The sequence below is a fragment of the Pseudomonas sp. TE3728 genome, assembly GCF_056279145.1.
In genome coordinates this window covers 5,967,821-5,992,249 of the sequence record NZ_JBWBQT010000001.1, presented here as the reverse complement: position 1 = coordinate 5,992,249, position 24,429 = coordinate 5,967,821, and the positions used below count along the sequence as shown (strand labels likewise).

The following is a 24,429-nucleotide window of genomic DNA, read 5'->3' as shown; positions in this document are numbered from 1 at the left end:
AGGCAAAATGGATGGCGGCGGGCAGGCACCTGAAATCAAAAGATCGCAGCCTTCGGCAGCTCCTACAGTTGGATGGTGTATACCCTGTAGGAGCTGCCGAAGGCTGCGATCTTTTGAGGGGCGCCCTAATTTATCAGGCGTAATAATCGACCGCGCTGGAGCCAATCACGCTGGTGGTGTTGGCGGCCACCTCGGCGACAGTTGCGGGAAGCTCTTCATCGACAGAATCGAGGCGACCACCATTGGCGTTGGCACGCCCACCCTGCCCCTGTTGAGCCTGCTCCTGACCCTGCCCCTGCCAGCCACGGGACTGATCGGAAACATTGACGTCGACCTGGCCCATGCCCTGCTGCGCGAACATGTCACGCAGGCGATGCATTTGCCCGTCGAGCGCTTCACGAACGCTTGGATGGGCACTCATGAAGGTCACCTGGGTCTGCTGATCCGGAACCATGTTCACCCGAATATCCAGGCGCCCCAGCTCGGCCGGCTGCAACTGAATGTCGGCCGCCTTGAGATTGGCGCTGGACAGGTACATGACCCGGTTGACCACCTCTTCGGTCCAACCGCTCTGATGCATGGCGATTGGCTGGTTTACCGGTAATGCATTGGCAGTCTTCGGCGTTGCCGCCTGGGTCAATGCCGCCAGACGGTTGGAGAAATCATCGACACGGGTATCGCTGCTGGCGGACTTGAGATCCTTGAGGCCGTCATCGATCAGGCCACTGAAAGCCTTCTCGCCGCCCTGGCTGGCGCTGTCCTGATCGGCTTGCACATTGAGCATGCCCGCCATGCCCGTGGCAAAGTTCTGTGCCGAAGTTGGCTCGCCGTCGACTTGAGCCGAGGTCGGTGCCGCCTTGGGCTGGGCCTGGCTGGCGGGCGAAACGTGCCCGCCCTGCTCCATGGCCATGCGCACGGCTGGCAGCGCATCGAGAGGATCGGCTTCGGGATCGAAATCCGGATCGATGGTTGCAACAGTCTGTGCCGCAGCCGCAGTAACGACGGCAGCGACAGGTGCCTCAACTTGTGATTGCGCAGTGGCCACAACTGTTGGCGTTTCCGGCACTGGAGCTGGCAACACCGGCGGCACCACCAACGCAGGATCGAGGGCCGGATCGACAGGCGCGGTATCGGCCACCGGCGTCGACGCCTCGGCCGTATCCGACGCGTCATCGCTGGCCGTCTTGTCGTCAGCCTGCGCCGGTTTATCGGCGGGCAAGGATTTGCCGCTATCGGCAATCGTCGGTTCCGGGGCGGCAGACTTGTCGTTACTCACGTCCTTTTTGCCGACGCTGTCCGAGACTTTGTCGCGCGCGGGTTTAGCCGAGCCGTCCGCCATGGCGGAGGGTTTATTCTGCGCCTGATTGGCATAGACCTGAGCGAAGCTGGAGGCCTTGTCCCCGGGCTCGGCCGTCAGCGCCGGTGCATTGGCGGACGCGGCTTGAGCCTTGGCCGTCGTGGCGGCCTGAAGAAGGATGTTTGGGGTAACGGGCATAAAACGGTCTCCGCTGCACTGGGATCGTAGGTACAGTTGAGTAAGTTATTAGCAAGGGTCGAGCCAGCTTTGTTCGCTGGCTGCTAAAAACGCCGGACGGATGCTGGTTCAGCCAGGGAACGCTGGCGTTCCGCTTCGTAGAGCGGTCGGACAATAGCGAATTCGCCGTCAATGTCATCAATGAGCCGTTCAATGCCAACAAGACTCTTTTCTTTGGCACGCTGCTCCAGCTCACCGCACAGTTTGGCCAGATAACTGGCGCCCATGTTGCTGCTGCTACCTTTGAAACTATGGGCAGCATTCATAAGCTGCGCGGCGTCCTCGGCCTTTCGCAGGACGCGTAAACGCTCTTCGGAATCGGCGAGAAAGGTATCGAGCAATTCTGGATACCCGTCCTCCATAACTTCCTGCAACGCGCTCAGCACGTCGCGGTCCAGATGTGTGTCGTCCACTTGTTCACTCCTTGATCAAGAATGCCTGGCATTATGCCAGAGCCTCCCAGAAAAACTCCACGCGAGCACTTCTTCCATTATCGGACCAGGTCGCATGATCGCTCAACTGGCGGATCAAATTGACCCCACGTCCTGACAGACGGACGTCATCGACGGGACGCGCCATGACCCGCGCCACATCGAAGCCTTTGCCACTGTCTTCGACCCGGACCACCAGGCAACCGCCCTCGCCTTTTGGCGTCACCTGCAAATGCACCCGCACATAGCCATCGCGCAACTCGTCCAGGCGTGCATTGCGCTGCTGATAATAACGCGCAAAACCTGCCGCATCGCGTTTCAAACTCGAATCCAGGCCCAACACGCCATGCTCCAGAGCATTGGAATAAAGCTCTGCCAGCACACTGTAGAGTGCGCCACTCTGAGCCCGCAGACCATGCACCTCAAGCAGCAACTGCAACAAGTACGGCAGAGGATTGAAGCGCTTGAGGGTGGCGGCGCGGAACTCGAAACTCACCGACCAGTCCAGCGGGCACGACTGGCCGCTGTCGGAATACACCGGTGCCGGAGGGCTCAGTTGCGCGGCCTCCAGCAGACGGACCTCGACCATGCTCACGTCATCACGAGCCTCGCCACGAAAATCCCGCAGTGCCTGCTCGATCTCTTCGAACAGTGCATCGGGCTGACGATTGGTTGCAAACACTTGCTCCAGCCGCTCTACGCCAAACAACTGCTCATTGGCATCACAGGTATCGATCACCCCATCGGACAGCAGGAACACCCGATCGCCGACGGCCATCGGGAACACCTCGGTGCGATCATCGAAGGTTTGCGAGCTCAGTACGCCCAGCGGCAAGTGCCGTGCCGTCAGCGCCGTGCGTTCGCCACTGGCGATACTGTGCAGGTAACCGTCCGGCATTCCGCCGTTCCAGACCTCCACCGACCCTCGCTGAAAGCTCAGGCACAGCAGCGCCGCACAGCAGAACATGTCCACCGGCAGAATACGTTTGAGCTTGGCGTTCATCTCGCGCAGGGTTTCGGACAAACCGTAACCCTTGGCCGTCATGCCATAGAAGACTTCGGCCAACGGCATGGCACCGACAGCGGCCGGCAAACCATGGCCGGTAAAATCACCGAGCAGCACATGCATGTCGCCAGCCGGAGTGAACGCGGCCAGCAACAGATCGCCATTGAACAGCGCATAGGGCGATTGCAGGTAACGGATGTTCGGGGCATTCAGGCAACCGGAGTGGGCGACCTTGTCGAACACGGCTTTGGCTACCCGTTGTTCGTTGAGCAGGTAATCGTGGTGCCTGGCGATCAGGTCGCGCTGCTCCAGCACCGTGGCTTGCAAACGTCGCAAGCGGTCCATCGCCTTGACCTTGGCCGCGAGGATCACCTGGTTGTAAGGCTTTGCCAGAAAATCGTCGCCCCCGGCCTCCAGACAACGGGCCAGGGCTTCGCTTTCGGTCAGCGACGTCAAAAAGATGATCGGCACCAGGGTTTCGCCGGCCAGCGCCTTGATCTGCTGCGCCGCCTCGAAACCGTCCATCACCGGCATCATGGCGTCCATCAGCACCAGGTGCGGTCGTTGCGAGCGAAATACTTCGACCGCTTCGGCGCCATTGGCAGCCGTCAACACTTCATGGCCCTGACGCCGGACGATCGTCGACAGCAGCATGCGATCGGCCGCGCTGTCTTCGGCGATCAGAATCGTCAGCGGTTCGAGCGACTGCATGACGGTCAACTGATGTCGAACAGTTTGTCGAAATTGGAGATGGCGAGGATTTTCTTCACATCGGAACTGCTGTTGACGACGCGAATATCGGAGTTGTCGCCACCGGCGTGATCACGCAGCAAGAGCAGCATGCCCAGCGCAGAGCTGTCGAGATAAGTGGCTTTCTTGAGGTCCACCACAATGGATTCGGGTTTACTGTTGAGTCGCTCGTAGGACTCGCGAAACTCCTGATGCCGACCGAAATCGAATCGCCCCTCGATCGAAATCGTCAGCTTTTTCCCATCTTGAGATACTTCTGTAACGACTGACATTTCACGGCTTCCTTGTCATTGGCGAACGAACGTACGTGTACAAGGTTTAGCACCTGACGGTGGTAGGAGCAAGGCAGGAAATCAGAATCAAAAGATCGCAGCCTTCGGCAACTCCTACATTGACCGCATGCAAACCCGATCCTGTAGGCGCTGCCGAAGGCTGCGATCCTTTAAAACCGACACTCAATACGGATCCTGACGCGGCAACCGCTGGGACAGCTCATCGAGCAGTTTCTGCTCGCGCTTGTCTTCCAGTTGCCGCGCTTCATCCCTGTAGCGCTGAACCAGTTTGCGCAAGCCTTCGACCCGGGCAAACGCCTGCTGCCAGGCTTCCCGGGATTTGTTCAGGTTATTTTGGTGCCAGTTCAGGCTCTGACGCTGCTGGTCGATGGCCGTGCCCAATTGCGCGAGAAAACCCTGATAACCCAGCAACCATTGGCCCGACACGCCGCTACTGCCGCGCACGATCCATTGTTCCTGGTATTCGAGGCGGAAGTTTTCCAGGTCGGCGAGCTTGCTTTCCGCCAGGCGAACCTGGCCCTGAAAGTGCCCCAGGCGCAGGACAGCGGTCTTTTCGGCCTTTTCAGCCATTTCCACCACAGGCGCCAGGCGTGCTGCGCGGCTCGAGGCCATGACGGGTTAACCGCCCGGCGCTGGCGCAAAGATCGAAGCGAGATGGTTCTCGCTGGCGCCCATGCTGATGTTGTCGTTCAAGCCCTGGCGCAGGTACATGGTCATGGCCGGTTGCAGACTGATCGCGGTATCGGTTTCCCGATCACCGCCAGACACATAGGCGCCGACACTGATCAAGTCGCGGCTCTGCTGATAGCGCGACCAGTATTGCTTGAACGTCTGCGCGTGGTTCATGTGCTTGATGCCCACCACCGACGGCATGACCCGGCTGATGGAGGCTTCGATATCGATGGCCGGGTAATGCCCTTCCTCGGCCAGACGCCGGGACAGCACGATGTGTCCGTCGAGCACACCCCGCGCCGAGTCGGCGATCGGGTCTTGCTGATCGTCGCCTTCGGACAATACCGTGTAGAACGCGGTGATCGAACCGCCGCCCTTTTCAGCGTTACCGGCACGCTCCACCAGTTTCGGCAACTTGGCGAACACTGACGGCGGATAGCCTTTGGTCGCTGGAGGTTCGCCGATGGCCAGGGCGATTTCCCGCTGGGCCTGGGCGAAACGGGTCAGGGAATCCATGAGCAACAGGACATTCTTACCCTTGTCGCGGAAGTACTCAGCGATCCGCGTGCAGTACATGGCCGCGCGCAGACGCATCAGCGGCGCATCGTCCGCTGGCGACGCCACCACCACCGAACGCTTGAGCCCTTCTTCACCGAGGATGTGCTCGATGAACTCTTTAACTTCTCGACCCCGCTCACCGATCAGCCCGACGACGATGATGTCGGCCTCGGTGAAGCGGGTCATCATGCCCAGCAGCACACTCTTGCCCACGCCAGTACCGGCGAACAGCCCGAGCCGCTGACCGCGACCCACCGTCAACAAACCGTTGATGCAGCGAATGCCCACGTCCAGCGGTTCGCTGATGGGTTCGCGCTTGAGCGGGTTGATGGTTGGGCCGTCCATCGGCACCCAATCTTCAGCCTTCATCCCGCCCTTGCCATCCAGTGCGCGACCGGCGCCATCGAGCACCCGCCCGAGCATGCTCATGCCCATGGGCAAGCGACCGGTATCAGCCAGGGGAACCACACGGGCACCGGGGGCGATGCCGGCGACGCTGCCGACCGGCATCAGAAAAACTTTGCTGCCTGAGAAACCCATGACCTCGGCTTCAACCTGCACCGGGTGATAGCTGTCATCGTTGATGACCATGCAGCGGCTGCCCATGGCGGCGCGCAAGCCTTCGGCCTCGAGGGTCAGGCCGACCATGCGCAGCAGGCGACCTTCGAGGATCGGCGCACTGGCAAGCTCCGTGGCCTCGGCGTAGCTGCCGAGGCGCTTGGCGAAGCTGGTGCGATCAAGGCGCATCGGGATGGTCCAGTGTCGGCTCGACCGGTGTAACCGCAGGTTTTTCGTCGATTGGCAGTTCCAGGCTCAGGTCCGGCGCGGCCGGGTGCAGCGCCTGATCGTGCAATTGATCGAACAGCTTGGCCATGACCTGGGTAACACGGGTTTCGATGGTGGCGTCGATGCGGCTGTGTTCGGTCTCGACCCGGCAGCCGCCCGGCAACAAGGACTCGTCCTCGACAATGCGCCAGGTTTCTTCATGGCGCTCGCGCAGGGCTTTGACCTGTTCGAAATCCTGCGGGTTGACGTAAAGCCGCACATTGCCCACGCCCAGCGGCAAGAGCTTGAGCGCTTCGCGCATGACGTGTTCGATCTGCGTCGAGTCGATGGCCAGTTCGCGCTGAATCACTTGTCTGGTGATGTGCTGCACGAGGTCGACCAGCGACTTTTCGATCTGCGTGTCCTGCTCGGCAATCGGCTCGAACAGGTTAGCCATCAGCTGTTCCAGGCCAGCGATCTTGGCCGTCAGGGCCACTTCGGCTTCCTGACGGACCTTGAGCGTGGTGCTGTGGAAACCTTCTTTTTCGCCAACGGCGAAGCCTTCGTTGTAGGCCTCCTGGCGAATGCTCTCGAGCTCTTCGAGGGTCAGTGGCTGGACTTCTTCCAGCGGCACTTCTTCCATTTCCGGCGGTTCGGGTTCCGGTTCCGGCTCGGGTTCCGGCACAAACGGGTCGAAGCTGGGCAACGACCAGATGTCGAAACCACCGACGTCCTTGGCACGGATCAGGTCGGTATTGGACTCATCATGTTTGGACGACATAGTGACCTTAGATCATCTCTTCGCCGCCCTTCCCGCCGAGAACGATTTCTCCGGCTTCGGCCATACGGCGGGCAATGGTGAGGATTTCTTTCTGCGCGGTTTCCACGTCGCTGACGCGCACCGGGCCTTTGGCCTCGAGGTCGTCGCGCAACAGTTCGGCCGCCCGTTTGGACATGTTCTTGAAGATCTTCTCCTTGACGCCTTCGTCCGAGCCCTTGAGGGCCAGCACCAGGACGTCCGAGGACACTTCGCGCAACAGCGCCTGAATGCCGCGGTCGTCGACATCGGACAGGTTGTTGAACACGAACATGAGGTCTTCGATCTGACCGGACAGGTCTTCGTCGACTTCGCGGATCGAGTCCATCAGCTGACCTTCGATCGAGCTGTCGAGGAAGTTCATGATGTCGGCCGCACGCTTGATGCCACCCAGGGTGGTGCGCGAGGCATTCGAGTTGCCGGAGAACTGCTTCTCGAGAATCTGGTTGAGTTCTTTCAGGGCTGCCGGTTGCACAGTGTTCAACGAAGACACCCGCAGGATGATGTCCAACCGGACCTTGTGGTCGAAGTTGCCCAGCACTTCACCGGCCTGATCCGGGTCGAGGTAGGCGACCACGATTGCCTGGATCTGCGGGTGCTCGTAACGGATCACGTCGGCGACGGCGCGCGGCTCCATCCACTTCAGACTGTCGAGACCACTGGTGTTGCCGCCCAGCAGGATCCGGTCGATCAGGCCGTTGGCCTTGTCTTCGCCCAGTGCCTGAGTGAGCATTTTGCGCACGTAGTCATCGGAGCCGACACCCAGGCTGGTCTGGTCGCCGACGATGTCGACGAACTCGCTCATCACCTGTTCGACCTGCTCACGGTGCACGTTGCCCATCTGGGCCATCGCCACGCCCACACGCTGGACCTCTTTGGGCCCCATGTGGCGCAGCACTTGCGCAGCATCGGTGGAACCGAGGGACAGCAGCAGAATCGCGGCTTTGTCGACCTTGGTCAGTTTGGCGGCAACGGCTCGGTTATCACTCATCTGCGTTAATCCACTCTTTCACGACCTGGGCCACGCGACCCGGATCTTCTGCCACCAGACTCTTGATTGCGTTCAACTGTGCGTCATAGCCTTCGCTCGGGCTCGGCAGCAGGATGCTGGTCGGGCCACCAAGGCTGACGCGGTCGTTGGACAGTTCGCCGTCCAGGCCGCCCATGCCACCGAGCTCCACGTCGCTGCCCAGGCCTGCAAGTTGCTTGTCTTTGCCGCCACCGGTGATGTTGTTGAGCACCGGACGCAGCACACCGAACACCAGCACCAGGATGAACAACACACCCAGCACTTGCTTGACGATGTCCCAGAACCACGGCTGGGAATAGAACGGAATCTCGGCAATCACTTCACCGCGCTCGGCGGAGAACGGCATGTTGATCACACTGACGCTGTCGCCACGGCTGGCGTCGAAACCGACCGCGTCCTGTACCAGACGCGTGAAGCGCGCCAATTCATCGGCGCTCCACGGCGCACGTGTCGTTTCGCCGTTGGCCGCGTTGACCTTGACCTGATCATCCACCACCACCGACACCGACAGGCGATTCAAACGGCCCTGCTGCTGTTTGGTGTGACTGATGGAACGGTCGAGTTCGAAGTTCTTGGTGGATTGTTGACGCTTGTCCGCCGGGTACGGCGCCAGCATCGGCTGGCCGGTGGCCGGGTCCATGATTTGCTGACCGTTGGCATCGAGCAATGGCTGGCCTGGTTGCACCATCCCGGCCGACGCGGTGGCGCCACCGGTGGTTTGCGGCGCCGAGGCTGGCGATGGAGGCTGGTTGCTCAGGGCACCCGGCACACCTTGCGGGCCATTGCTGGCGGTGCGTTGTTCGTTGACCGATTGCTCACTGCGCAACGCCGGCTGATCCGGGTTGAATTGCTCGGAAGTCGACTCGACGGCGCTGAAATCCACATCGGCCGACACTTCGGCTTTATAGCGATCATTGCCCAACACCGGTTGCAGGATGTTGTGTACACGCTGGGTCAGCATGCTTTCCATGCGACGGCTGTAATCGAATTGCTTGCCGGCCATGGTCAGTTCGGAGTTTTCCGCCTGATCCGACAGCAGGTTGCCCTTCTGATCGACCACTGTGATCTGGGACTTGCTCAGTTCAGGAACGCTGGTTGCAACCAGATTGATGATAGCGACGACCTGACCCGGCTCCAGCGAGCGACCGGAATAGAGTTCAACCAGAACCGAAGCGCTGGGCTTACGCTCGTCACGCACGAACACCGAACTTTTCGGAATCGCCAGGTGCACGCGGGCACCCTTGACGTTGTTCAGGCTGGAAATGGTCCGGGCCAGTTCGCCTTCGAGGCCGCGACGATAACGGGTCGCTTCCATGAACTGACTGGTGCCCAGCCCTTGTTCCTTGTCGAGGATCTCAAAACCGATGTTGCCGTCGCTGGGAGTGACACCAGCGCCCGCGAGCTTGAGCCGCGCACGGGACAGGTCATCGGCCTTGACCAGCAAGGCACCGGAGTTCGGTTCAACGGTATAGGGGATGTCGGCTGCGGCCAGGGTTTCCATGACCTGCTTGGCGTCCATACCGGCAAGGCTGCCGTACAGAGGCCGGTAGTCTGGCTGCTGGGACCACAACACCACGGCAAAACCAATCGCCACGCTCGCGGCCAGGCCGACCAACAGGCCCACCTGACGCAACATGGTCATCTCGGAGAGGTTTTCCAGGAAGGACAACCCGAACAGCGGCGGTTTGCCGTCTATTGGAGTGGCCTTGGCCGGAACATTATCGGCGATTGCTTCTGCCATGACTCAATCTCGTCCTTAAACCGGCATCTGCATGATGTCTTGGTATGCCTGAACCAGCTTGTTACGCACTTGGGTCAACGCTTGAAAAGACACGCTGGCCTTCTGCGAGGAAATCATCACGTCCGTCAGGTCGACGCCGCTTTTACCGATCTCGAAAGCACTGGCCAACTGATTGGACGCTTGCTGGGTGTCGTTCACTTTATTGACGGCCTGACCGAGCATGTCGGAAAAGCTGCTGCCACCCAATTCAGGGACTGCGGCAGTCGATTTCGGCGCAGACATGGCATCCATTTGCATGGAGCGCATATCCAGCATCAACCGATTGAATTCAATACCTTGGCTCATGGTTTCTCTCTTTGACGAAGCTACGTCTCTGGCTACCCGCAATTTTTTGACACTCACTCGGCGGGTAGTGAGGTGTTAGCAACAAGGGTGCCAGCTCGGTGATCGCTCTAAACAAAAGCTCTTCCTTGGCTCTCGAGCCCCAACACAATCCGTAGCAGCTGCCGAGCTGCTACAAAGCAATATCAGGTGGCGAACAAGTAGCCTTCCACATCCATTCCGGCGTCACGCATTTGCGCCAGCTTGTAGCGCAAGGTGCGCGGGCTGATGCCCAGTCGCTCAGCGGCTTCTTTGCGACGGCCACGCTCGGAACGCAAAGTGTCGATGATCATCTGAAACTCACGGCGCCGCAGGTCATCGCCGAGGGCGCCCGCCGACTCAGCTTCGACGTCCACCGTACGTGTGGGGGTCGACGCCAATGGCGGCAACGGCGCACACGCCACAGGCCCGGTCAGGCAGAAATCCTGCGGCTGGATCAAACCGCCCTGCTGCAGAATCAAGGCTCGCTGGATCGCGTTATCCAGCTCACGCACGTTGCCCGGCCACGGATAAGCGATCAGGCAAACTTGCGCCTCGGGCGAGAGCTTCGCCGCGGCATGCTTCATTTTATTGACGTGTTTGGCCAGCAGTCGCTCGGCGAGCGGCAGGATATCGGCGGTGCGCTCGCGCAGCGGACGCCAGGCCAGCGGGAACACTGACAGGCGATAGTAAAGGTCTTCACGAAAACGCCCCGCCGTCACTTCGGCGGCAAGGTCACGGTTGGTGGTAGCCACCACTCGAATGTCCAGCGTGATCGGCTTGCGTGCGCCGACTCGCTCGACTTCACGCTCTTGCAATACACGCAGTAATTTGGCTTGAAGGCCTAGGGGCATTTCGGAGATTTCATCGAGCAAGATCGTCCCGCCATCGGCCTGCTCGAATTTGCCGGCCTGCGCCGCAATGGCGCCCGTGAACGAGCCTTTTTCGTGACCGAACAAGGTGGCTTCAAGCATGTTGTCCGGGATCGCTGCGCAGTTGATCGCAATGAATGGCTGACTGGCGCGGTGAGAGTGCTGATGGATATAACGCGCCAGCACTTCCTTGCCGGTCCCGGACTCACCGGAGATCAATACCGTGGAGTCGCTGCGTGCCACCCGCGCCGCCAGTTCCAGCAATTGCGCGCTGGCCGGCTCGAATGCCACTGGCCCTTCACTCTCGGTCACGCCCAGATTGCCCAGTGCGTGCCGCGCCACCAGGTCGAGCAAGGCTTTGGGCTCGAATGGCTTGACCAGATAATCCGCCGCGCCCTGACGCATGGCGTCGACTGCGCGTTCGACCGCACCGTGAGCGGTCATCAGTAATACAGGCAGTTGCGGCTGACGAGCCCGCAGCAATCCAAGCAGTTGATGACCATCCATGCCCGGCATGTTGACGTCGCTGAGCACCAGGTTAAATGCCTCGGCGCCGACCGCAGCCAGCGCCTCTTCCGCCGAGCCGACCGCCATATAATCGTGCCCGGCAAGCAGCAGCGTATCGGCCAATGCTTCCCGTAGCGCGCGGTCATCCTCGACCAGTAAAACCTTGATGGCCATGTCCTTCACTTCGCTCCCTGAGCGCTGGGTTGTTCACCAGAAAAAAGCGGCAAGATCACCTGCGCGCAGGTGCCGCGACCCGGCCGCGAGCGCAACTGCAATTCTCCCTGATGGGCACGGGCGACTGCCTTGACCACGGTCAGGCCCAGGCCGGTGCCGGTGGTTTTAGTGGTGAAAAACGGTTCACCCAAACGCGCCAGTACCTTCGTGTCGATACCGCTGCCGCTGTCGCTGACGCACAAGCGCAGGTTGTTGCCGCGGGTATACAGGTGAACCTTTAAACGAACGTCGCCGGCGCTGGCCTGGATGGCATTCTCGATCAGGTTGAGGATCGCCCCGACCAAGGTGTCGCGATTACACAGCAACTCACCGGCATGACTGTCGCACTGCCAGCGAATCGGCAAGTCCTGAACGTGAGTCAGCGCTGCCGCTTGCAGCGACTGCATCAGCATCTTGGGGCTCACGCGATCGGTCAGCGGCAGCTCGCCGCGGGCGAACACCAGCATGTCGCGAACCTGGTGTTCGAGCTCATGCAGACGCTCTTTCAGGCGCCCGGCAAAACGTTGCTGGGTCTCGACCGGCAACTCCTGCTCAGTCAAATGACTGGCGTAGAGCAACGCAGCGGACAACGGCGTGCGAATCTGATGAGCCAACGAGGCGACCATACGCCCCAGAGACGACAGGCGTTCGTGGCGAGCCAGTTGATCTTGCAGATGACGGGTTTCAGTCAGGTCGTTGAGCAGCACCAACTGACCGGGCTCGGCGTCCAGCGAACGCGTGGCGATCGATAGACGTCGACCGTCCTTAAGGGATATTTCGTGACCGTCGTCCTCGCGCGGTGCAAAGCATCGAGCAATCACATGACGCCACAGCTCGCCTTCCAGAGGCAGCCCGAGCAGTTCACTCGCGGCGGGATTTGCTTCGCGCACGATGCCTTGGGCGTCGATGACGATGACACCGCCGGGCAACAGATCGAGGAGATTTTGCAGGCGATTAGCCAGACGTTCTTTTTCCGCCAGCTCCTGCATGCGCTGAGCGCTGACCACCGCCAGCTCGCCCTTGAGCTCGGTGACCCGGGCTTCGAGCATGCTGTAGGAATCGGTCAATTGGCTCGACATCTGGCTGAACAGCGCAAATGCCTGCTCAAGGCCAAGCCGGCTTGCCTGCTCTACGGACGACGGTTGCCCCGAAGCATCAAGGGCAGGAGACATCTGGGCGGCTTGGGGCATCGGGCTCTCTCACGTGGTTGACCGTCAGTTAAACGGAACGTTGCGAGGGATGTAGCAATACCCGTGCCTAAAAAAAACTACCTATAAATGAAGGAGTTGAAAAACAGGCGTCAATCATCCGCCTGTTCATCACCGTCACGACGACTCATGCCGTACTTGCGCATCTTCTCCACCAGCGTGGTACGACGAATCCGCAGCCGTTCTGCCGCCCGCGCCACGATGCCATTGGCATCATCCAGCGCTTGCTGGATCAGCCCTTGTTCCAGACCACCGAGGTAATCCTTCAAGTCCAGGCCTTCCGGTGGCAGCAAGGCATTGGCGGTGAAGTCCGGGGTATGACCGTTAATGGCCACCCGCTCTTCAAGATCGCTGCGCAGGCTGTCGACCAGTTGCTCGTCTTCGTCATCGACGTAGCGGAATTTCTTCGGCAACTCGACCACGCCGATCACCCCGTACGGGTGCATGATCGCCATGCGCTCCACCAGGTTGGCAAGCTCGCGAACGTTGCCCGGCCAGCCATGACGACACAGCGACATGATCGCCGCCGAATTGAAACGGATCGAACCGCGCTTCTCGTGCTCCATGCGCGAGATCAACTCGTTCATCAGCAGCGGAATGTCTTCGACGCGTTCGCGCAATGGCGCCATCTCGATCGGGAACACGTTCAAGCGATAGTAGAGGTCTTCGCGGAAAGTGCCGATCTCGATCATGCTTTCGAGGTTCTTGTGGGTCGCCGCAATGATCCGCACATCGACGCTTTGGGTCTTGTTGCTGCCCACGCGCTCAAAGGTGCGCTCCTGCAAGACGCGCAGCAGCTTGACCTGCATCGGCAACGGCATATCGCCGATTTCGTCGAGGAACAAGGTACCGCCGTTGGCCAGCTCGAAACGCCCGGCACGACTGGTGATCGCTCCGGTGAAGGCACCCTTCTCATGGCCGAACAATTCGCTTTCGAGCAACTCGGCCGGAATAGCACCGCAGTTGACCGGCACGAACGGCGCATCACGACGCTTGGAGTGGTAGTGCAGGTTGCGCGCGACCACTTCCTTGCCGGTCCCGGACTCGCCGAGGATCAGCACGCTGGCATCAGTATCGGCCACTTGCTGCATCATCTGACGGACGTGTTGAATCGCCCGGCTGGTGCCGACGAGGCTACGGAAAAGATTGGGTTCACGGTGACGACCGCGCTCACGCGCCTGGTCATACATCTCGCGATAGACCTGTGCACGGTGCAGCGAGTCGAGCAATTTGCTGTAGCTGGGTGGCATTTCGAGCGTCGAAAGCACTCGACGACGCTGGTCTTCCGGCAAGTCAATGGAAGAATTATCGCCCATTAACAAAACTGGAAGGAACTCATCCCAGGTTGAGAGTGTCTTTAACAGGCCCAAAAGTGCACCAGGAGCATTTACCGTCCCGATGAGGACACAGATTACTTCACGACTTGATGACAAAGAGCCGACAGCCTGCTGCCAGTCATGGCTGCCACAGGGTAAATTTTCTTCGCCAAGAAAATTTAAAATCACCGCCAAATCGCGGCGGCGGACGCTATCGTCATCAATCAGCAGAATTTTGGTTTCACGCCACATGCAATAGCAACTTCCCTAGTCAACTCAATGCCCAAAATGAGGGGCAAGCTAGACGCTTGCAGACACGTTATGCCTGTAGACGCCTGAAATCTGGAACCAGCCACTAGTTAAGTCAAAAAACCGTGCACAGTCAAATTTATGGCGCACTATGTTTGGATTAACTGAGGGTTAACTACCCAAACAGATGGTAAACCTTTGCCGCGCTCTGCGCTTGGTGGATCTGCGACATCTCGTCGACTATCGCTTGGCGCTCCCCCGTCGCCGCCTCCAGAAGCTGTTTATACACCCCCAGCAACTCCTCAAGGTTGTCGCGCAACGCGTCCTCGTCCACCGAAGCTTCACTCAAGACGTCTTCCATGCAGGAACGGCAAGCCAGGTCCAATTCACCAATGGCTTCCCAGTTGCGCTCGGCCAATGCGCCGACGAGGGCATCGCGGGTTTGTTCGATTCGCTGCAAGACAAGACTCATGGTGATCTCCTTAAAACTGCGGACCCGGCGCGGCAATGGCATCCCAACCGTCTTTGACCGTGCGAAGCAGGTCGGCGACTTCGTCGAGAATTTTTGGATCGGTCTTGAGATTGGCTTCAGCCAGGCGCTTCATCATGTAGGTGTAGAGGTTATCCAGCTCAGTCACCGAATCGGCCTGATTTTCCAGATCCAGACCTTCACGCAGACCACCGATGATGCCGATGGCCTTGCCGATCAGAACGCCTTTGTTCGGGATATCCTTACGCTCCATCGCCCCTTTGGCCTGGGCGATACGATCCAGGCCGCCTTCCATCAGCATCTGCACCAGACGATGCGGGCTGGCTTCGGAAGTTTGCGCCTGAGCGCCAATCTTCTGGTATTGGCGAAGGGCTAACATTGGATTCATGTTGTACCTCATCAGAAATCTGTGGTCCGTATAACCAGTGTATCGACGACGCGTCAAAAAACTTTAGATTCAAAAACAAAAAGCCCGGAGCGTGAAAACGCTGCCGGGCTTTTGGCACTATGAGTGTTACGAGTTCTTCTGCTGCGCGGTCATCGCTTCGAACATCGACGTGATGTTACTGGCGGTAGCTTTCAATTTGCCGACCAGAGTATCCATATCGTTGTACTTTTTAGTCAGTACCGCAGTCAGGGTTTCGATTCGGCGATCCAGGGCCGCCTGGTCATTGCTCAGGCGCTTCTTGGTCACATCAAGTGCCTTGGAGCGCGCATCCAGAATCGAGTCGACGCTTTTCCCGTTGACCAGTTTCGACTCAGTAAATGGCTTGATCACATTATTCATGCGCTCAATCAGACCGTTGGTTCCGGTAAACAGCGTCTGAACCTCACCACCCAGCTTCTTGTCGTTCATGGCGGCAGTGAATTTCGTCGAATCGAAATCCAGAGCACCCGTCTTCTGGTTGGTAGTAATCCCCAACTGCGAGAGCACAGTCAGCTTATCCCCGGCACCCGTCTGGGACAGTGGTCCGCGCAAGGCATCGAGAATCGAACGTGGCAGTGGGTCACCGGTCAGCGCCGCTGGAACAGTCAGCTTGCCATCGTCATCCAGGGACGGCTTGGTCAAAGAAGTCACAGCATTGGCGACGGCGTTGTACGCGTCGACGAATTTCTGGATCGAAGCCTTCAGACCGTCGTTGTTGGACGCCACGTTGACCGTTGACTTGCCGACCGTCAGCAGGTTCAGCGTCAACCCCGAAATCGACTTGTCGACCGTATTGGACGAACTGGTCAGCGACAGCCCGTCGACGGTGAATGCAGCATCCTGTGCCAGGCTGCCGATAGCACCCGAAGAAGTGGCAGTCGGTGGGGCGGCCATAGTGGTTGTTCCATCGATTTCCAGACCGGCGATGCCGCTGGCGGAAATGTCGGAACCTGCGCCCGTAGTGGTGGACCCCAGAACCAGTCGCGAGCCGAAACTGTCGGTCACGATGTTGGCGCTCAAGCCACTGGACTGATATTGGGTGTTGATCGAGTCACGAACCGTTTGCAGCGTCGCACCTGCACCCACGGTGACCGGGTAGCTTTTGCCATTTTGGGTGATGGTCAGCGTACCCGTCGGGATTGCACTGCTTGTACCGCCGGCAAACGCTGCGCTGGCAACTTTCGACGAAGTCGCAAGCTTGGTGACCTCCACTACATAGCTACCGGAAACAGCCGCGTTGCTGGACGTGGCGGTCAGTACTTTGACATCGGAGGACGTTGCCGCAAAACCGGTGAACTGAGGGCTTGTGGTGCTGCCCAGGTCAGAGAGGGTTTTCTGGAACGTCGCCAGCAGCGACTTCAAGGTACCAATCCCGGAAATACTCGCCGTATTGGTGGTGGTCCCACGGTCGATCTGACCTTGCTTGGCCGCTTTGTCTGCGTTCACCAAGGCCTTGACGATAGCACCGGTATCAAGGCCGGAACCTAAACCCGTGCCCGGTAGAATTGGACTTGCCATGTGGAACTCCCTTCAGTGTGTCGCCGGCCTTTTGACCACTACAACGCCCAAAAGAACATAGCAACAAAATTCGTGCCAGTTGTCAGGCCTTAGCGCTAAACAACAGGCTGCTTGCATCATTCAAACTATTGGCCAGTTTCAGGACTTCTTCGTTGGGGATCTGACGGATCACCTCACCGGATTCACTGGCAATGACTTTGACGATCACTTTGCCCGATGGCTCATCGATCGAGAATTCCAGGTTGCGCTTGACCGACTGAACGAATTTTTCAATTTCCTGAACAGCCATCTTCAGTTTGTCCTGCTCGGTCTGTTCGCCCTTACTTTCTTCCTTGACGACAGCTACTGGAGCAACTACCGCTCGAGGCTTCTCCGCCGGCTTGTCGGCAACAGTCGTCGCCTGCTTGGCCGCAGGATAAGACAAGTTCAGCTTGACGCTCATATCCATGTCCATCACCTCTTAAAGTAAAAAGCGAGAGAGCGCGACAAGCGCACTCCCCCGCTAAAACTCATCCAACTATTACTGAAGCAGTTTCAGTACAGCGGATGGCAGTTGGTTGGCCTGAGCCAGAATTGCGGTGGAAGCTTGTTGCAGAGTTTGCTGCTTGGTCAGCTGAGCAGTTTCGGCAGCGAAGTCAGTATCTTGTACACGACCCAGTGCAGCACTGGCGTTTTCGTTGATGTTCTGCAGGTTGGAGATGGTGCTGGTCAGACGGTTTTGTGCAGCACCGAGGTCAGCACGGCTGGAGTTGATCGTGGCCAGAGCGGCATCGATTTTGGTCAGCGCGTTGTTCATCGAAGCTTCAGCGGTAGCCGAGCTGTTACCAGTGATCTGAACGGTAGCCGAGTCAACGCTCAAGGTCACTGCGTCGAAACCGCTGGCCAGGGTCAGGGTGATCTGGTTGGTAGCACCGGTGTTGGAACCAACCTGGAAGGTCATGGTGCCAGCGGTGCCGTCGATCAGGTTCTTGCCGTTCAGGTTGGTCGACTTGGCAATACGAGTCAGTTCGTCCGACATCGAAGCGAATTCTTTGTTCAGAGCAGTACGGTCAGCAGTGCCGTTCGAGTCGTTTCGCGATTGAACAGCCAGTTCACGCATACGCTGCAGAATGTTGGTCGATTCTTGCATTGCGCCTTCAGCAGTCTGAGCGATCGAAATACCGTCGTTGGCGTTTTTGATAGCCATGGTCTGACCACGGATCTGCGAAGTCATACGGGTAGCGATTTGCAGGCCGGCGGCGTCGTCTTTAGCGCTGTTGATTTTCAAGCCGGAAGACAGGCGACTCATCGAAGTCGACAGAGAGTCGGAAGCGCGGTTCAGGTTTTTCTGAACGTTCAACGATGTGACGTTGGTGTTTACTGTTAAAGCCATGACGAATTCCTCGTTGGTTGGGTACTGCGGCTTCCGGCCCTGGCAACCGCCGGGTATGGCCTAGAGAACCTTCGTAATAGTTATCGTCGAAATCGCAACTTGCTTTAGGGGATTTTCAAAAAAAATTGCCATCACGTTGCCACCCCCCGTGATTCAAGGGTTTGCCAGCATCAGGGCAGCGAAAAAAAATGACGTCAGGGAAATGCCGGTGACGGACTGGCGAGAACTCGCCTGCACCGGCAGAAGAGAAATTGTTTAAATGGACAGACTGTCGCGCAGGAACTGGACCAGCTCGTATTCCAGGTAGTCCGCCAGCGCCAGCCAGTTCTGCGTCGCCTGACATTCGAGCAGCCGGCTGAGCAAGAGAACCCATTGCTGCCGAATAGTCTGCGGTAACACATCGAAAGACGGCTGCACCGCTCCGATCAATTCGATCATCGCCAGTCCTGCTTCTACATCACGCCCCAAACGGAATAATGCGGCGCAGTGCTGTGAGTCGACGACAAAAGATTCAAGCCCGCTCATGACGCCAACTCCGGATGAAAAGCCGTCCCGGCGATCATCGCCCCTGCCCGACTGCTGTTATAGAAGCGCACCTGAGGATGGCCAGCGATAAAACGTTCCAGTTCACACAGGTAGCTGCGGAAGTTGAGCTGGGTCTTGATGCGCTGACCGTGACCATCCAGCACCCAGTGTTTGGCTGCTCCCAGTTGCGGGCCCAAGTCGCCATCGTTCCAGCCAGCATGAGTCTTGTCGTTGGGGAAGGCAAAGTCGGCACCGAACAGGGTGATCTGCACCGCCCCCATCTTCACCGCCAGGTCCACCGCCGGATGAATCACGCTACCGCCTACATACAACTCGCCCTTGGGCCATTGCTGGCGCATCTGCTGATAGATCGGGCTGGCGGAGTAACCGGCGTACCGTGGCCCTTGCCAGGCGACCAGCACCTGAGGGTCGACCATGGGCATGTACGCCAGGGTGATGTCGACCGTGCCTTCAGGTGGCAGATGCCGGCCCGAGATGCGCTGGTCGATGCTGACCACCACATCGGGACGGATCCCGTGATCAAGCAGTGGTCGATAGGCCGTATCGACACAGATAAACAATGGTCGCTCGTCCTGACTGCGAATCGCGCGCAAGACCTCGAAATGCTGTTCAAGGCTAGGGCCCGTGGCAATGACGAACACCTCCTGCCCGTTGCGCGAACCGAACAACTCGGTCACATCGCGGTCGGTTTGCACAAGCTCCAGACTAGCCTGCAAGCGCTCCACGACATCCGGGGCCTGAGGATCGAACTCACGGTTATTGAAGCTCAGGTGAGTTTCGCTGATCAAGCGATCACGGATCTTTGCATTGAAGTCATCGGTCAGCACCAGCTCGGACGGCAACGCGAAGAACGGCAGCTGGATTTCCGCCAGATCGCCGGCATACAACAGCTCGACTCGCGGATCGCTGAGCCACTGCTGCTGATCGAGCAATTGCAGCACCAACGCAAACACCGCGCCGTTGAGGATGTGTACGTACAACCGCTCAACCCCGACGCGCTCCAGCAACTCCAGTTGCAGGTCGCCAAGACCAGTGCCGTAGACATGCACCACCGAACTGTCGGTGGGCAGGCTGTCGGCCTGAAGCCTGGCCTCGCGATTGCGGTCATGGCGACTGGTCAACTGAATGCCGTTGATGCTCAACGTCGAGCCCAGGCCTTCGACCAGATCGGCCTGCAACAGGCTCGCGTCTTCAACCAGCAAACGCGCAGACAGCAGCGGCCAGCGGCGCTGTATGACCTCGACGTTGCGCTCAAAGAACTCGCTCATGGAGCCTCGCTTTTCATTCGGGCAAAAAAATAGCGTTCAAGGTTACACCTTGAACGCTTTTTTTGTGCCTGGCTTTTAGAAGCTCAAGGACGATAGATGATCGCAGACCCCCAGGACAAACCAACACCGAAACCGCTGAGCGCCACGCGCTTCCACTTGGAATCGAGCACGTGTTTTTCCAGCAGCAACGGAATGCTCGACGACACGGTATTACCGGTTTCGACCATATCCTTGATGAACTTCTCAGGCTCGCCCTCGAAGCGTCGCGCCACCGCGTCGACAATCGCCGCGCTGCCCTGGTGAATGCAGAAGGCATCGATATCGTCAGCCGTCAGGCCCGAGTCGCCGAGCAGCTCATGCAAATGCGCGGGCACTTTGAGCAGCGCGAAGTTGAAGACCTGACGGCCGTTCATGAAGAACACACCGTCGGAAACCTTCAGGTGCGGTGCGCCGGAACCGTCGGTGCCGAACTTGGCCTTGCCCAGCTGCCACGGGGCATCTTCGCCCATCCAGGTAGCGGTGGCGGCATCGCCGAAGAGCATGGTGGTGTTGCGGTCTTCCGGGTCGACGATCTTCGAGTACGGATCGGCGGTCACCAGCAAGCCATTCTTCAGGCCCGCAGCTTCCATGAAGCCCTTGATGGCGTAGATGCCGTAGACGTAACCCGAGCAGCCCAGGGAAATATCGAACGCCGCCACGGTCGTTGGCAGGCCCAGTTTGTCCTGAACGATGGCGGCGGTGTGCGGCAAGCCTTCTTCATCGCCGTTCTGGGTCACGACGATCAGCACGTCGATAGCTTCACGCTTCAAATCGGGATTGTTGGCGAACAGCGCGTTGACTGCTTCGACACACAGGTCCGAAGTTTCTTGCCCCGCATCTTTGCGCGGCAGGAAGGCCGAACCGATTTTACCCAGGATGAATTCTTCATCCTTTTCGAATTTTGCACCTTGTGCGTAATTGTCCACGCCGGCTACAGGAACGTAGCTCGCAATGCTCTTTATGCCAATCATTACGGCTTCCCAATAATAAACAGCCCAATACCACCGCTCGCAAGGAATCGAGGGGCGCCGACAAACAACGAATAAACGTCGCCCTCAAGGGGGTGACAGCGGGAAGAATAAAAGGCCATCACTGGGCTAAAAACAGTCCAGGCGCCATCTCCCCTTTTCATACAATACAGTGAAGATGCGCGTTATGACTCGCAGGTCACGCTATTTTGCCGAATCAGCCGCACAAGCGGTTATTCAACCAACGACCAATCCAGCGGTGTTCCGCGCTTGATGGGCTCGCGCGCACGGCGGCCCAGAAGGGTTTCAGCGTGTTTGGGAGCCAGCCCCAGGCCAGGCCGGATGGCCCGCAGATTGGCGACGGTGAAAGGCTCACCGGCGGCCATGTCCCGAGTGACGTATAGCGAACGTCGGTATACCAGAGATTTGCGCTCGGCCTCGGTCACACCGTAATGCACCTGGCCCATAGCCTGCCAGGCGCGTTCGGTTTCGATCACCAGGCTGGCGAGTTCAGCCGGTTCCAGCGAGAAACTGGCGTCCACGCCACCGGCGGCACGGTCGAGGGTGAAGTGTTTTTCCACCACCGTCGCCCCCAGCGCTACCGCGGCGACGGACACTCCAACGCCCATCGAATGATCGGACAAACCGACTTCACAGCCAAACAACTCCCGCAGATGAGGGATGGTGCGCACGTTGCTATTGGCGGGCGTCGCCGGGTACGTGCTGGTGCACTTGAGCAACACCAGGTCCTTGCAACCGGCCTCACGGGCGGCACGCACGGTTTCGTCGAGCTCGGCGATGCTGGCCATGCCAGTGGAGATGATCAGCGGCTTGCCGGTGGCAGCGACTCGCCGGATCAACGGCAGGTCGGTGTTCTCGAAACTGGCGATCTTGTAGGCCGGCACGTCCAGGCTTTCGAGGAAGTCCACCGCGCTGTCATCGAACGGTGTGGAGAACGCCAGCATGCCCAATTCCTTGGCCCGGGCGAAAATCGGCGCGTGCCATTCCCACGGCGTATGGGCCTTCTCGTACAGCGCGTACAGCGAAGAACCGGCCCACAGGCTGTTGGGATCCTTGATGAAGAACTCGCCTTCAGACAGATCCAGGGTCATGGTCTCGGCGGTATAGGTTTGCAGCTTCAAGGCATGCGCGCCGGCCTTGGCCGCGGCTTCGACGATTTGCAGCGCCACATCCAGCGACTGATTATGGTTGCCGCTCATCTCGGCAATGATGAACGGCGGCGCATCGGCACCGATCAAGCGGTTGCCGATCTTGAAACTGGTCATTGTTTTGGATCCTTCAATACACGCGTGAACGCGCAAGCACTCTGAGTGAAACCTGCCTCGCGGAAAACTTTCAGCGACGCTGAATTGGCCGGCAGCACTTGAGCGGTGATGGCTTCCAGTCGCGGCCAATGAGCGGTGACGAAGGCTTCGCCCCGCGCCAGCAGCGCCCTGCCCCAGCCCAGGCCAAATCGGCCTTCGAACAGATAAATCGAGACTTCGGCGCGAGCATCGTCGAGGTCATAGCGCAGCACACCGACCGGGCCATCATCCGCTTCGGCGATCAACAGCAACCGCCGCGGATTGCTCAGGCTCGCGGCCAGCCAGGCCTGATGCCGTTGCCAGTCAATGACGTGCGTGTCCAGCGACCAGCGCCGAACCGCTTCGGCATTGCGCCCATCGAACAACAATTGCGCATCATCCTGAGTGGCCTGACGAATCTGCAATACCGCCCCCGCCAGCGCTGCCGCCACCCGCTGCGCCCCACGGCCATCGACCAACTGCCGCGAGCGTTCGGCCAGACTTTGACGAATCTCCTGATTGCCCACGACAAAACCGATGGTCTGATGCAACTGCTCGACGCTGACCCGGTCGCGATTGCCCAGGAACACATGAGCACCCGAGGTCGCCATCACCTCGCCGTTGGCCTGCTGATTATTCGAAACCGCAATGCAGATCGTCGGCAGCCCCATGGCCGCCCGCTCCCAGCTGGTACCGCCACCGGCACCGATGAACAGGTCGGCCTCGGTCATCAGCTGGTAGAAATCGCTGACAAAATGGTGCAGGCGCCAGTTCGGACGATAATCCACCAGACTCTGCATCTGCTCCCAGGCCGGGTTGTCGGCACCTGCCACGAAATCAACTTCCAGCTCATGGAAGTCCGCCAATGCCAGCATCGCGTGATGGGTCTGCATGGCCGCGTCGAAGCCGCCGAAGTTCACTAGCACGCGCCTGGCTCGAGGTTTGATCTCGATCGCAGGGCAACAGAACTCATCGCGCAGCAAGGCAAACCGTGGGCCGAGTAACGTCTGGCAATCGGGCGTCAACAGTGAGGCATAAGCCTCTGGTGTGCCCGACAGATTTTGATTGAGCAGCAGATCGACGCTGTATTTCCGAGTGGCCAAATCGTCCACCGCCGCGATTCGTGGAGCCCAGCGGCGCGCGGCGGTCTGCCAATGGTGATCGAGACCGTAGTGGTCAGCGATGATCCAGTCGAAAGCCGGATGACTGTCCAAGACTTGCCCCAGCGCTGCAATGTCTGCCTGCCAGGGCAGCATCGACTCGATGGCCTGCTGTGGGTCTTCATCGCGATAGCGCTCCGGCAGCGCGAAGGTCTCGAAACCCTCGGCCCGCAGACTGTCCAGTCGATGCCCGGGCAACAGACGACAGGCGAAGGAAACGTGTGTGCCCTGCTTGCGCAATACCCTGGCCAGGGTCAGGCAGCGGGCAACGTGGCCACTGCCAATGGTCGGCGACGCATCGGCGCGGATCAGTACTCTCATTGCAGCTCACCTCCCGCCCTCAAGGCGATGTAGAGGTATTCGGCGCGTTTCCAGTCTTCGAGGGTGTCGATGTCCTGCACCAGATGCCGCGGCAGAATCACCGGCAGGCTCGCCGGCGAGAACAGCACATCGCCACGCAACCAGGCTTCGCTACGCCCCCAATAGAACTGGCCGGCATCCTGAAAAGCTTCGGGCAAGTCCTGGGAACGGGTCTCGCGAAACTCGGGGTAGAGCGAGGTCAAGGCGCCCTGCTCGTCGAGGGTCAAGGCCCGTTGTACCGGGAAGCCAAAACCGGCAACTGAAAACGCAAAGGATTTGTCCGGGTGCCGCTCCAGCAACTCATGCCCCTGACGCAGATAACGCGCCTGCAACAACGGCGCCGTCGCGTAGACGCAGCAGGCATAGTCGAACGCTGGCAATTGCTGCAAGGCATGTACGATCACCGCTGCAGTCCCGCTGAAATCATCAGCCAGCGTTGCGGGCCGCATGAACGGCACTTGAGCCCCGTGGGCCCGTGCGACCTCGGCGATTTCTTCATCGTCGGTGCTGACGATCACCTGGTCGAACAGGTTCGACGCCAGCGCCGTGCGAATCGAACGGACGATCATCGGCACGCCGTCGAACGGCTTGAGGTTCTTGCGCGGGATTCGCTTGCTGCCACCACGGGCCGGGATGATCGCAACACAACTCAAGA

At 59.2% G+C, this 24,429-nt stretch carries 24 protein-coding genes; all 24 read right to left on the bottom strand.

Going from position 1 to position 24,429, the window contains the following annotated elements; genetic code table 11:
- Positions 1-133 precede the first annotated feature (133 nt).
- On the bottom strand, positions 134-1,495 hold the full coding sequence (locus ACZ89R_RS26420) for a flagellar hook-length control protein FliK (protein WP_429547613.1): 1,362 nt from the start codon (positions 1,493-1,495) through the stop codon (positions 134-136).
- A gap of 83 nt (positions 1,496-1,578) precedes the next feature.
- Positions 1,579-1,947 (bottom strand): Hpt domain-containing protein, encoded by a 369-nt coding sequence (locus tag ACZ89R_RS26415; RefSeq protein WP_007894201.1) that lies wholly within the window; start codon positions 1,945-1,947, stop codon positions 1,579-1,581.
- Positions 1,948-1,978: 31 nt separating this feature from the next.
- Positions 1,979-3,682 (bottom strand): ATP-binding SpoIIE family protein phosphatase, encoded by a 1,704-nt coding sequence (locus tag ACZ89R_RS26410; RefSeq protein ID WP_218394186.1) that lies wholly within the window; start codon positions 3,680-3,682, stop codon positions 1,979-1,981.
- A 5-nt stretch (positions 3,683-3,687) separates the two neighbouring features.
- Complete coding sequence (locus ACZ89R_RS26405) at positions 3,688-3,993, bottom strand: STAS domain-containing protein (RefSeq protein WP_052966709.1); 306 nt, start codon at positions 3,991-3,993, stop codon at positions 3,688-3,690.
- 183 nt (positions 3,994-4,176) lie between these two features.
- On the bottom strand, positions 4,177-4,626 hold the full coding sequence (fliJ, locus tag ACZ89R_RS26400; RefSeq protein ID WP_063342911.1) for a flagellar export protein FliJ: 450 nt from the start codon (positions 4,624-4,626) through the stop codon (positions 4,177-4,179).
- Positions 4,627-4,632: 6 nt separating this feature from the next.
- Positions 4,633-5,991 (bottom strand): flagellar protein export ATPase FliI, encoded by a 1,359-nt coding sequence (gene fliI, locus ACZ89R_RS26395; protein ID WP_123496036.1) that lies wholly within the window; start codon positions 5,989-5,991, stop codon positions 4,633-4,635.
- On the bottom strand, positions 5,981-6,790 hold the full coding sequence (fliH, locus tag ACZ89R_RS26390) for a flagellar assembly protein FliH (protein WP_429547614.1): 810 nt from the start codon (positions 6,788-6,790) through the stop codon (positions 5,981-5,983). The genes fliI and fliH overlap by 11 nt, the downstream gene beginning before the upstream one ends.
- Before the next feature lie 7 nt (positions 6,791-6,797).
- Positions 6,798-7,817, bottom strand: coding sequence for a flagellar motor switch protein FliG (gene fliG, locus ACZ89R_RS26385; RefSeq protein WP_007894195.1), 1,020 nt, complete (start codon positions 7,815-7,817; stop codon positions 6,798-6,800).
- Positions 7,810-9,597: a flagellar basal-body MS-ring/collar protein FliF gene (gene fliF / locus ACZ89R_RS26380; RefSeq protein WP_123496032.1), complete on the bottom strand. Its 1,788-nt coding sequence runs from the start codon at positions 9,595-9,597 to the stop codon at positions 7,810-7,812. The genes fliG and fliF overlap by 8 nt, the downstream gene beginning before the upstream one ends.
- A gap of 15 nt (positions 9,598-9,612) precedes the next feature.
- Positions 9,613-9,942 carry a flagellar hook-basal body complex protein FliE gene (gene fliE, locus ACZ89R_RS26375; RefSeq protein ID WP_008072611.1) on the bottom strand — a complete coding sequence of 110 codons (330 nt, stop codon included), beginning with the start codon at positions 9,940-9,942 and terminating at the stop codon, positions 9,613-9,615.
- Positions 9,943-10,124: 182 nt separating this feature from the next.
- The gene (gene fleR / locus ACZ89R_RS26370) at positions 10,125-11,510 is read right to left on the bottom strand and encodes a sigma-54-dependent response regulator transcription factor FleR (RefSeq protein WP_429547615.1); all 1,386 of its coding nucleotides are present in this window, start codon (positions 11,508-11,510) and stop codon (positions 10,125-10,127) included.
- A gap of 5 nt (positions 11,511-11,515) precedes the next feature.
- Complete coding sequence (locus tag ACZ89R_RS26365; RefSeq protein ID WP_429547944.1) at positions 11,516-12,721, bottom strand: sensor histidine kinase; 1,206 nt, start codon at positions 12,719-12,721, stop codon at positions 11,516-11,518.
- Between the two features lie 128 nt (positions 12,722-12,849).
- The gene (locus ACZ89R_RS26360) at positions 12,850-14,325 is read right to left on the bottom strand and encodes a sigma-54 dependent transcriptional regulator (protein ID WP_007894189.1); all 1,476 of its coding nucleotides are present in this window, start codon (positions 14,323-14,325) and stop codon (positions 12,850-12,852) included.
- Positions 14,326-14,497: 172 nt separating this feature from the next.
- On the bottom strand, positions 14,498-14,794 hold the full coding sequence (gene fliT / locus ACZ89R_RS26355) for a flagellar protein FliT (RefSeq protein WP_429547616.1): 297 nt from the start codon (positions 14,792-14,794) through the stop codon (positions 14,498-14,500).
- A 10-nt stretch (positions 14,795-14,804) separates the two neighbouring features.
- Positions 14,805-15,200 carry a flagellar export chaperone FliS gene (gene fliS, locus ACZ89R_RS26350; RefSeq protein ID WP_123496026.1) on the bottom strand — a complete coding sequence of 132 codons (396 nt, stop codon included), beginning with the start codon at positions 15,198-15,200 and terminating at the stop codon, positions 14,805-14,807.
- Between the two features lie 126 nt (positions 15,201-15,326).
- The gene (fliD, locus tag ACZ89R_RS26345) at positions 15,327-16,757 is read right to left on the bottom strand and encodes a flagellar filament capping protein FliD (RefSeq protein ID WP_429547617.1); all 1,431 of its coding nucleotides are present in this window, start codon (positions 16,755-16,757) and stop codon (positions 15,327-15,329) included.
- 82 nt (positions 16,758-16,839) lie between these two features.
- Positions 16,840-17,205, bottom strand: coding sequence for a flagellar protein FlaG (locus tag ACZ89R_RS26340; RefSeq protein WP_429547618.1), 366 nt, complete (start codon positions 17,203-17,205; stop codon positions 16,840-16,842).
- 72 nt (positions 17,206-17,277) lie between these two features.
- A complete protein-coding gene (locus tag ACZ89R_RS26335) occupies positions 17,278-18,129 on the bottom strand; it encodes a flagellin domain-containing protein (RefSeq protein ID WP_429547619.1) in 852 nt (283 codons plus the stop codon).
- Between the two features lie 255 nt (positions 18,130-18,384).
- Positions 18,385-18,654, bottom strand: a complete 270-nt coding sequence (locus ACZ89R_RS26330) for a hypothetical protein (RefSeq protein ID WP_429547620.1) — start codon at positions 18,652-18,654, stop codon at positions 18,385-18,387.
- The gene (locus ACZ89R_RS26325; RefSeq protein WP_429547621.1) at positions 18,651-19,943 is read right to left on the bottom strand and encodes a motility associated factor glycosyltransferase family protein; all 1,293 of its coding nucleotides are present in this window, start codon (positions 19,941-19,943) and stop codon (positions 18,651-18,653) included. Before ACZ89R_RS26325 ends, ACZ89R_RS26330 begins: the two co-directional genes overlap by 4 nt.
- An 83-nt stretch (positions 19,944-20,026) precedes the next feature.
- Positions 20,027-20,953: a ketoacyl-ACP synthase III gene (locus ACZ89R_RS26320; protein WP_192345706.1), complete on the bottom strand. Its 927-nt coding sequence runs from the start codon at positions 20,951-20,953 to the stop codon at positions 20,027-20,029.
- A 230-nt stretch (positions 20,954-21,183) separates the two neighbouring features.
- A complete protein-coding gene (pseI, locus tag ACZ89R_RS26315) occupies positions 21,184-22,236 on the bottom strand; it encodes a pseudaminic acid synthase (RefSeq protein WP_429547622.1) in 1,053 nt (350 codons plus the stop codon).
- Entirely contained in the window at positions 22,233-23,735 is a 1,503-nt protein-coding gene (gene pseG / locus ACZ89R_RS26310; protein ID WP_429547623.1) for a UDP-2,4-diacetamido-2,4,6-trideoxy-beta-L-altropyranose hydrolase, read from the bottom strand. Before pseG ends, pseI begins: the two co-directional genes overlap by 4 nt.
- Positions 23,732-24,427, bottom strand: a complete 696-nt coding sequence (gene pseF / locus ACZ89R_RS26305; RefSeq protein WP_429547624.1) for a pseudaminic acid cytidylyltransferase — start codon at positions 24,425-24,427, stop codon at positions 23,732-23,734. The genes pseG and pseF overlap by 4 nt, the downstream gene beginning before the upstream one ends.
- Between the last annotated feature and the right edge of the window lie 2 nt (positions 24,428-24,429).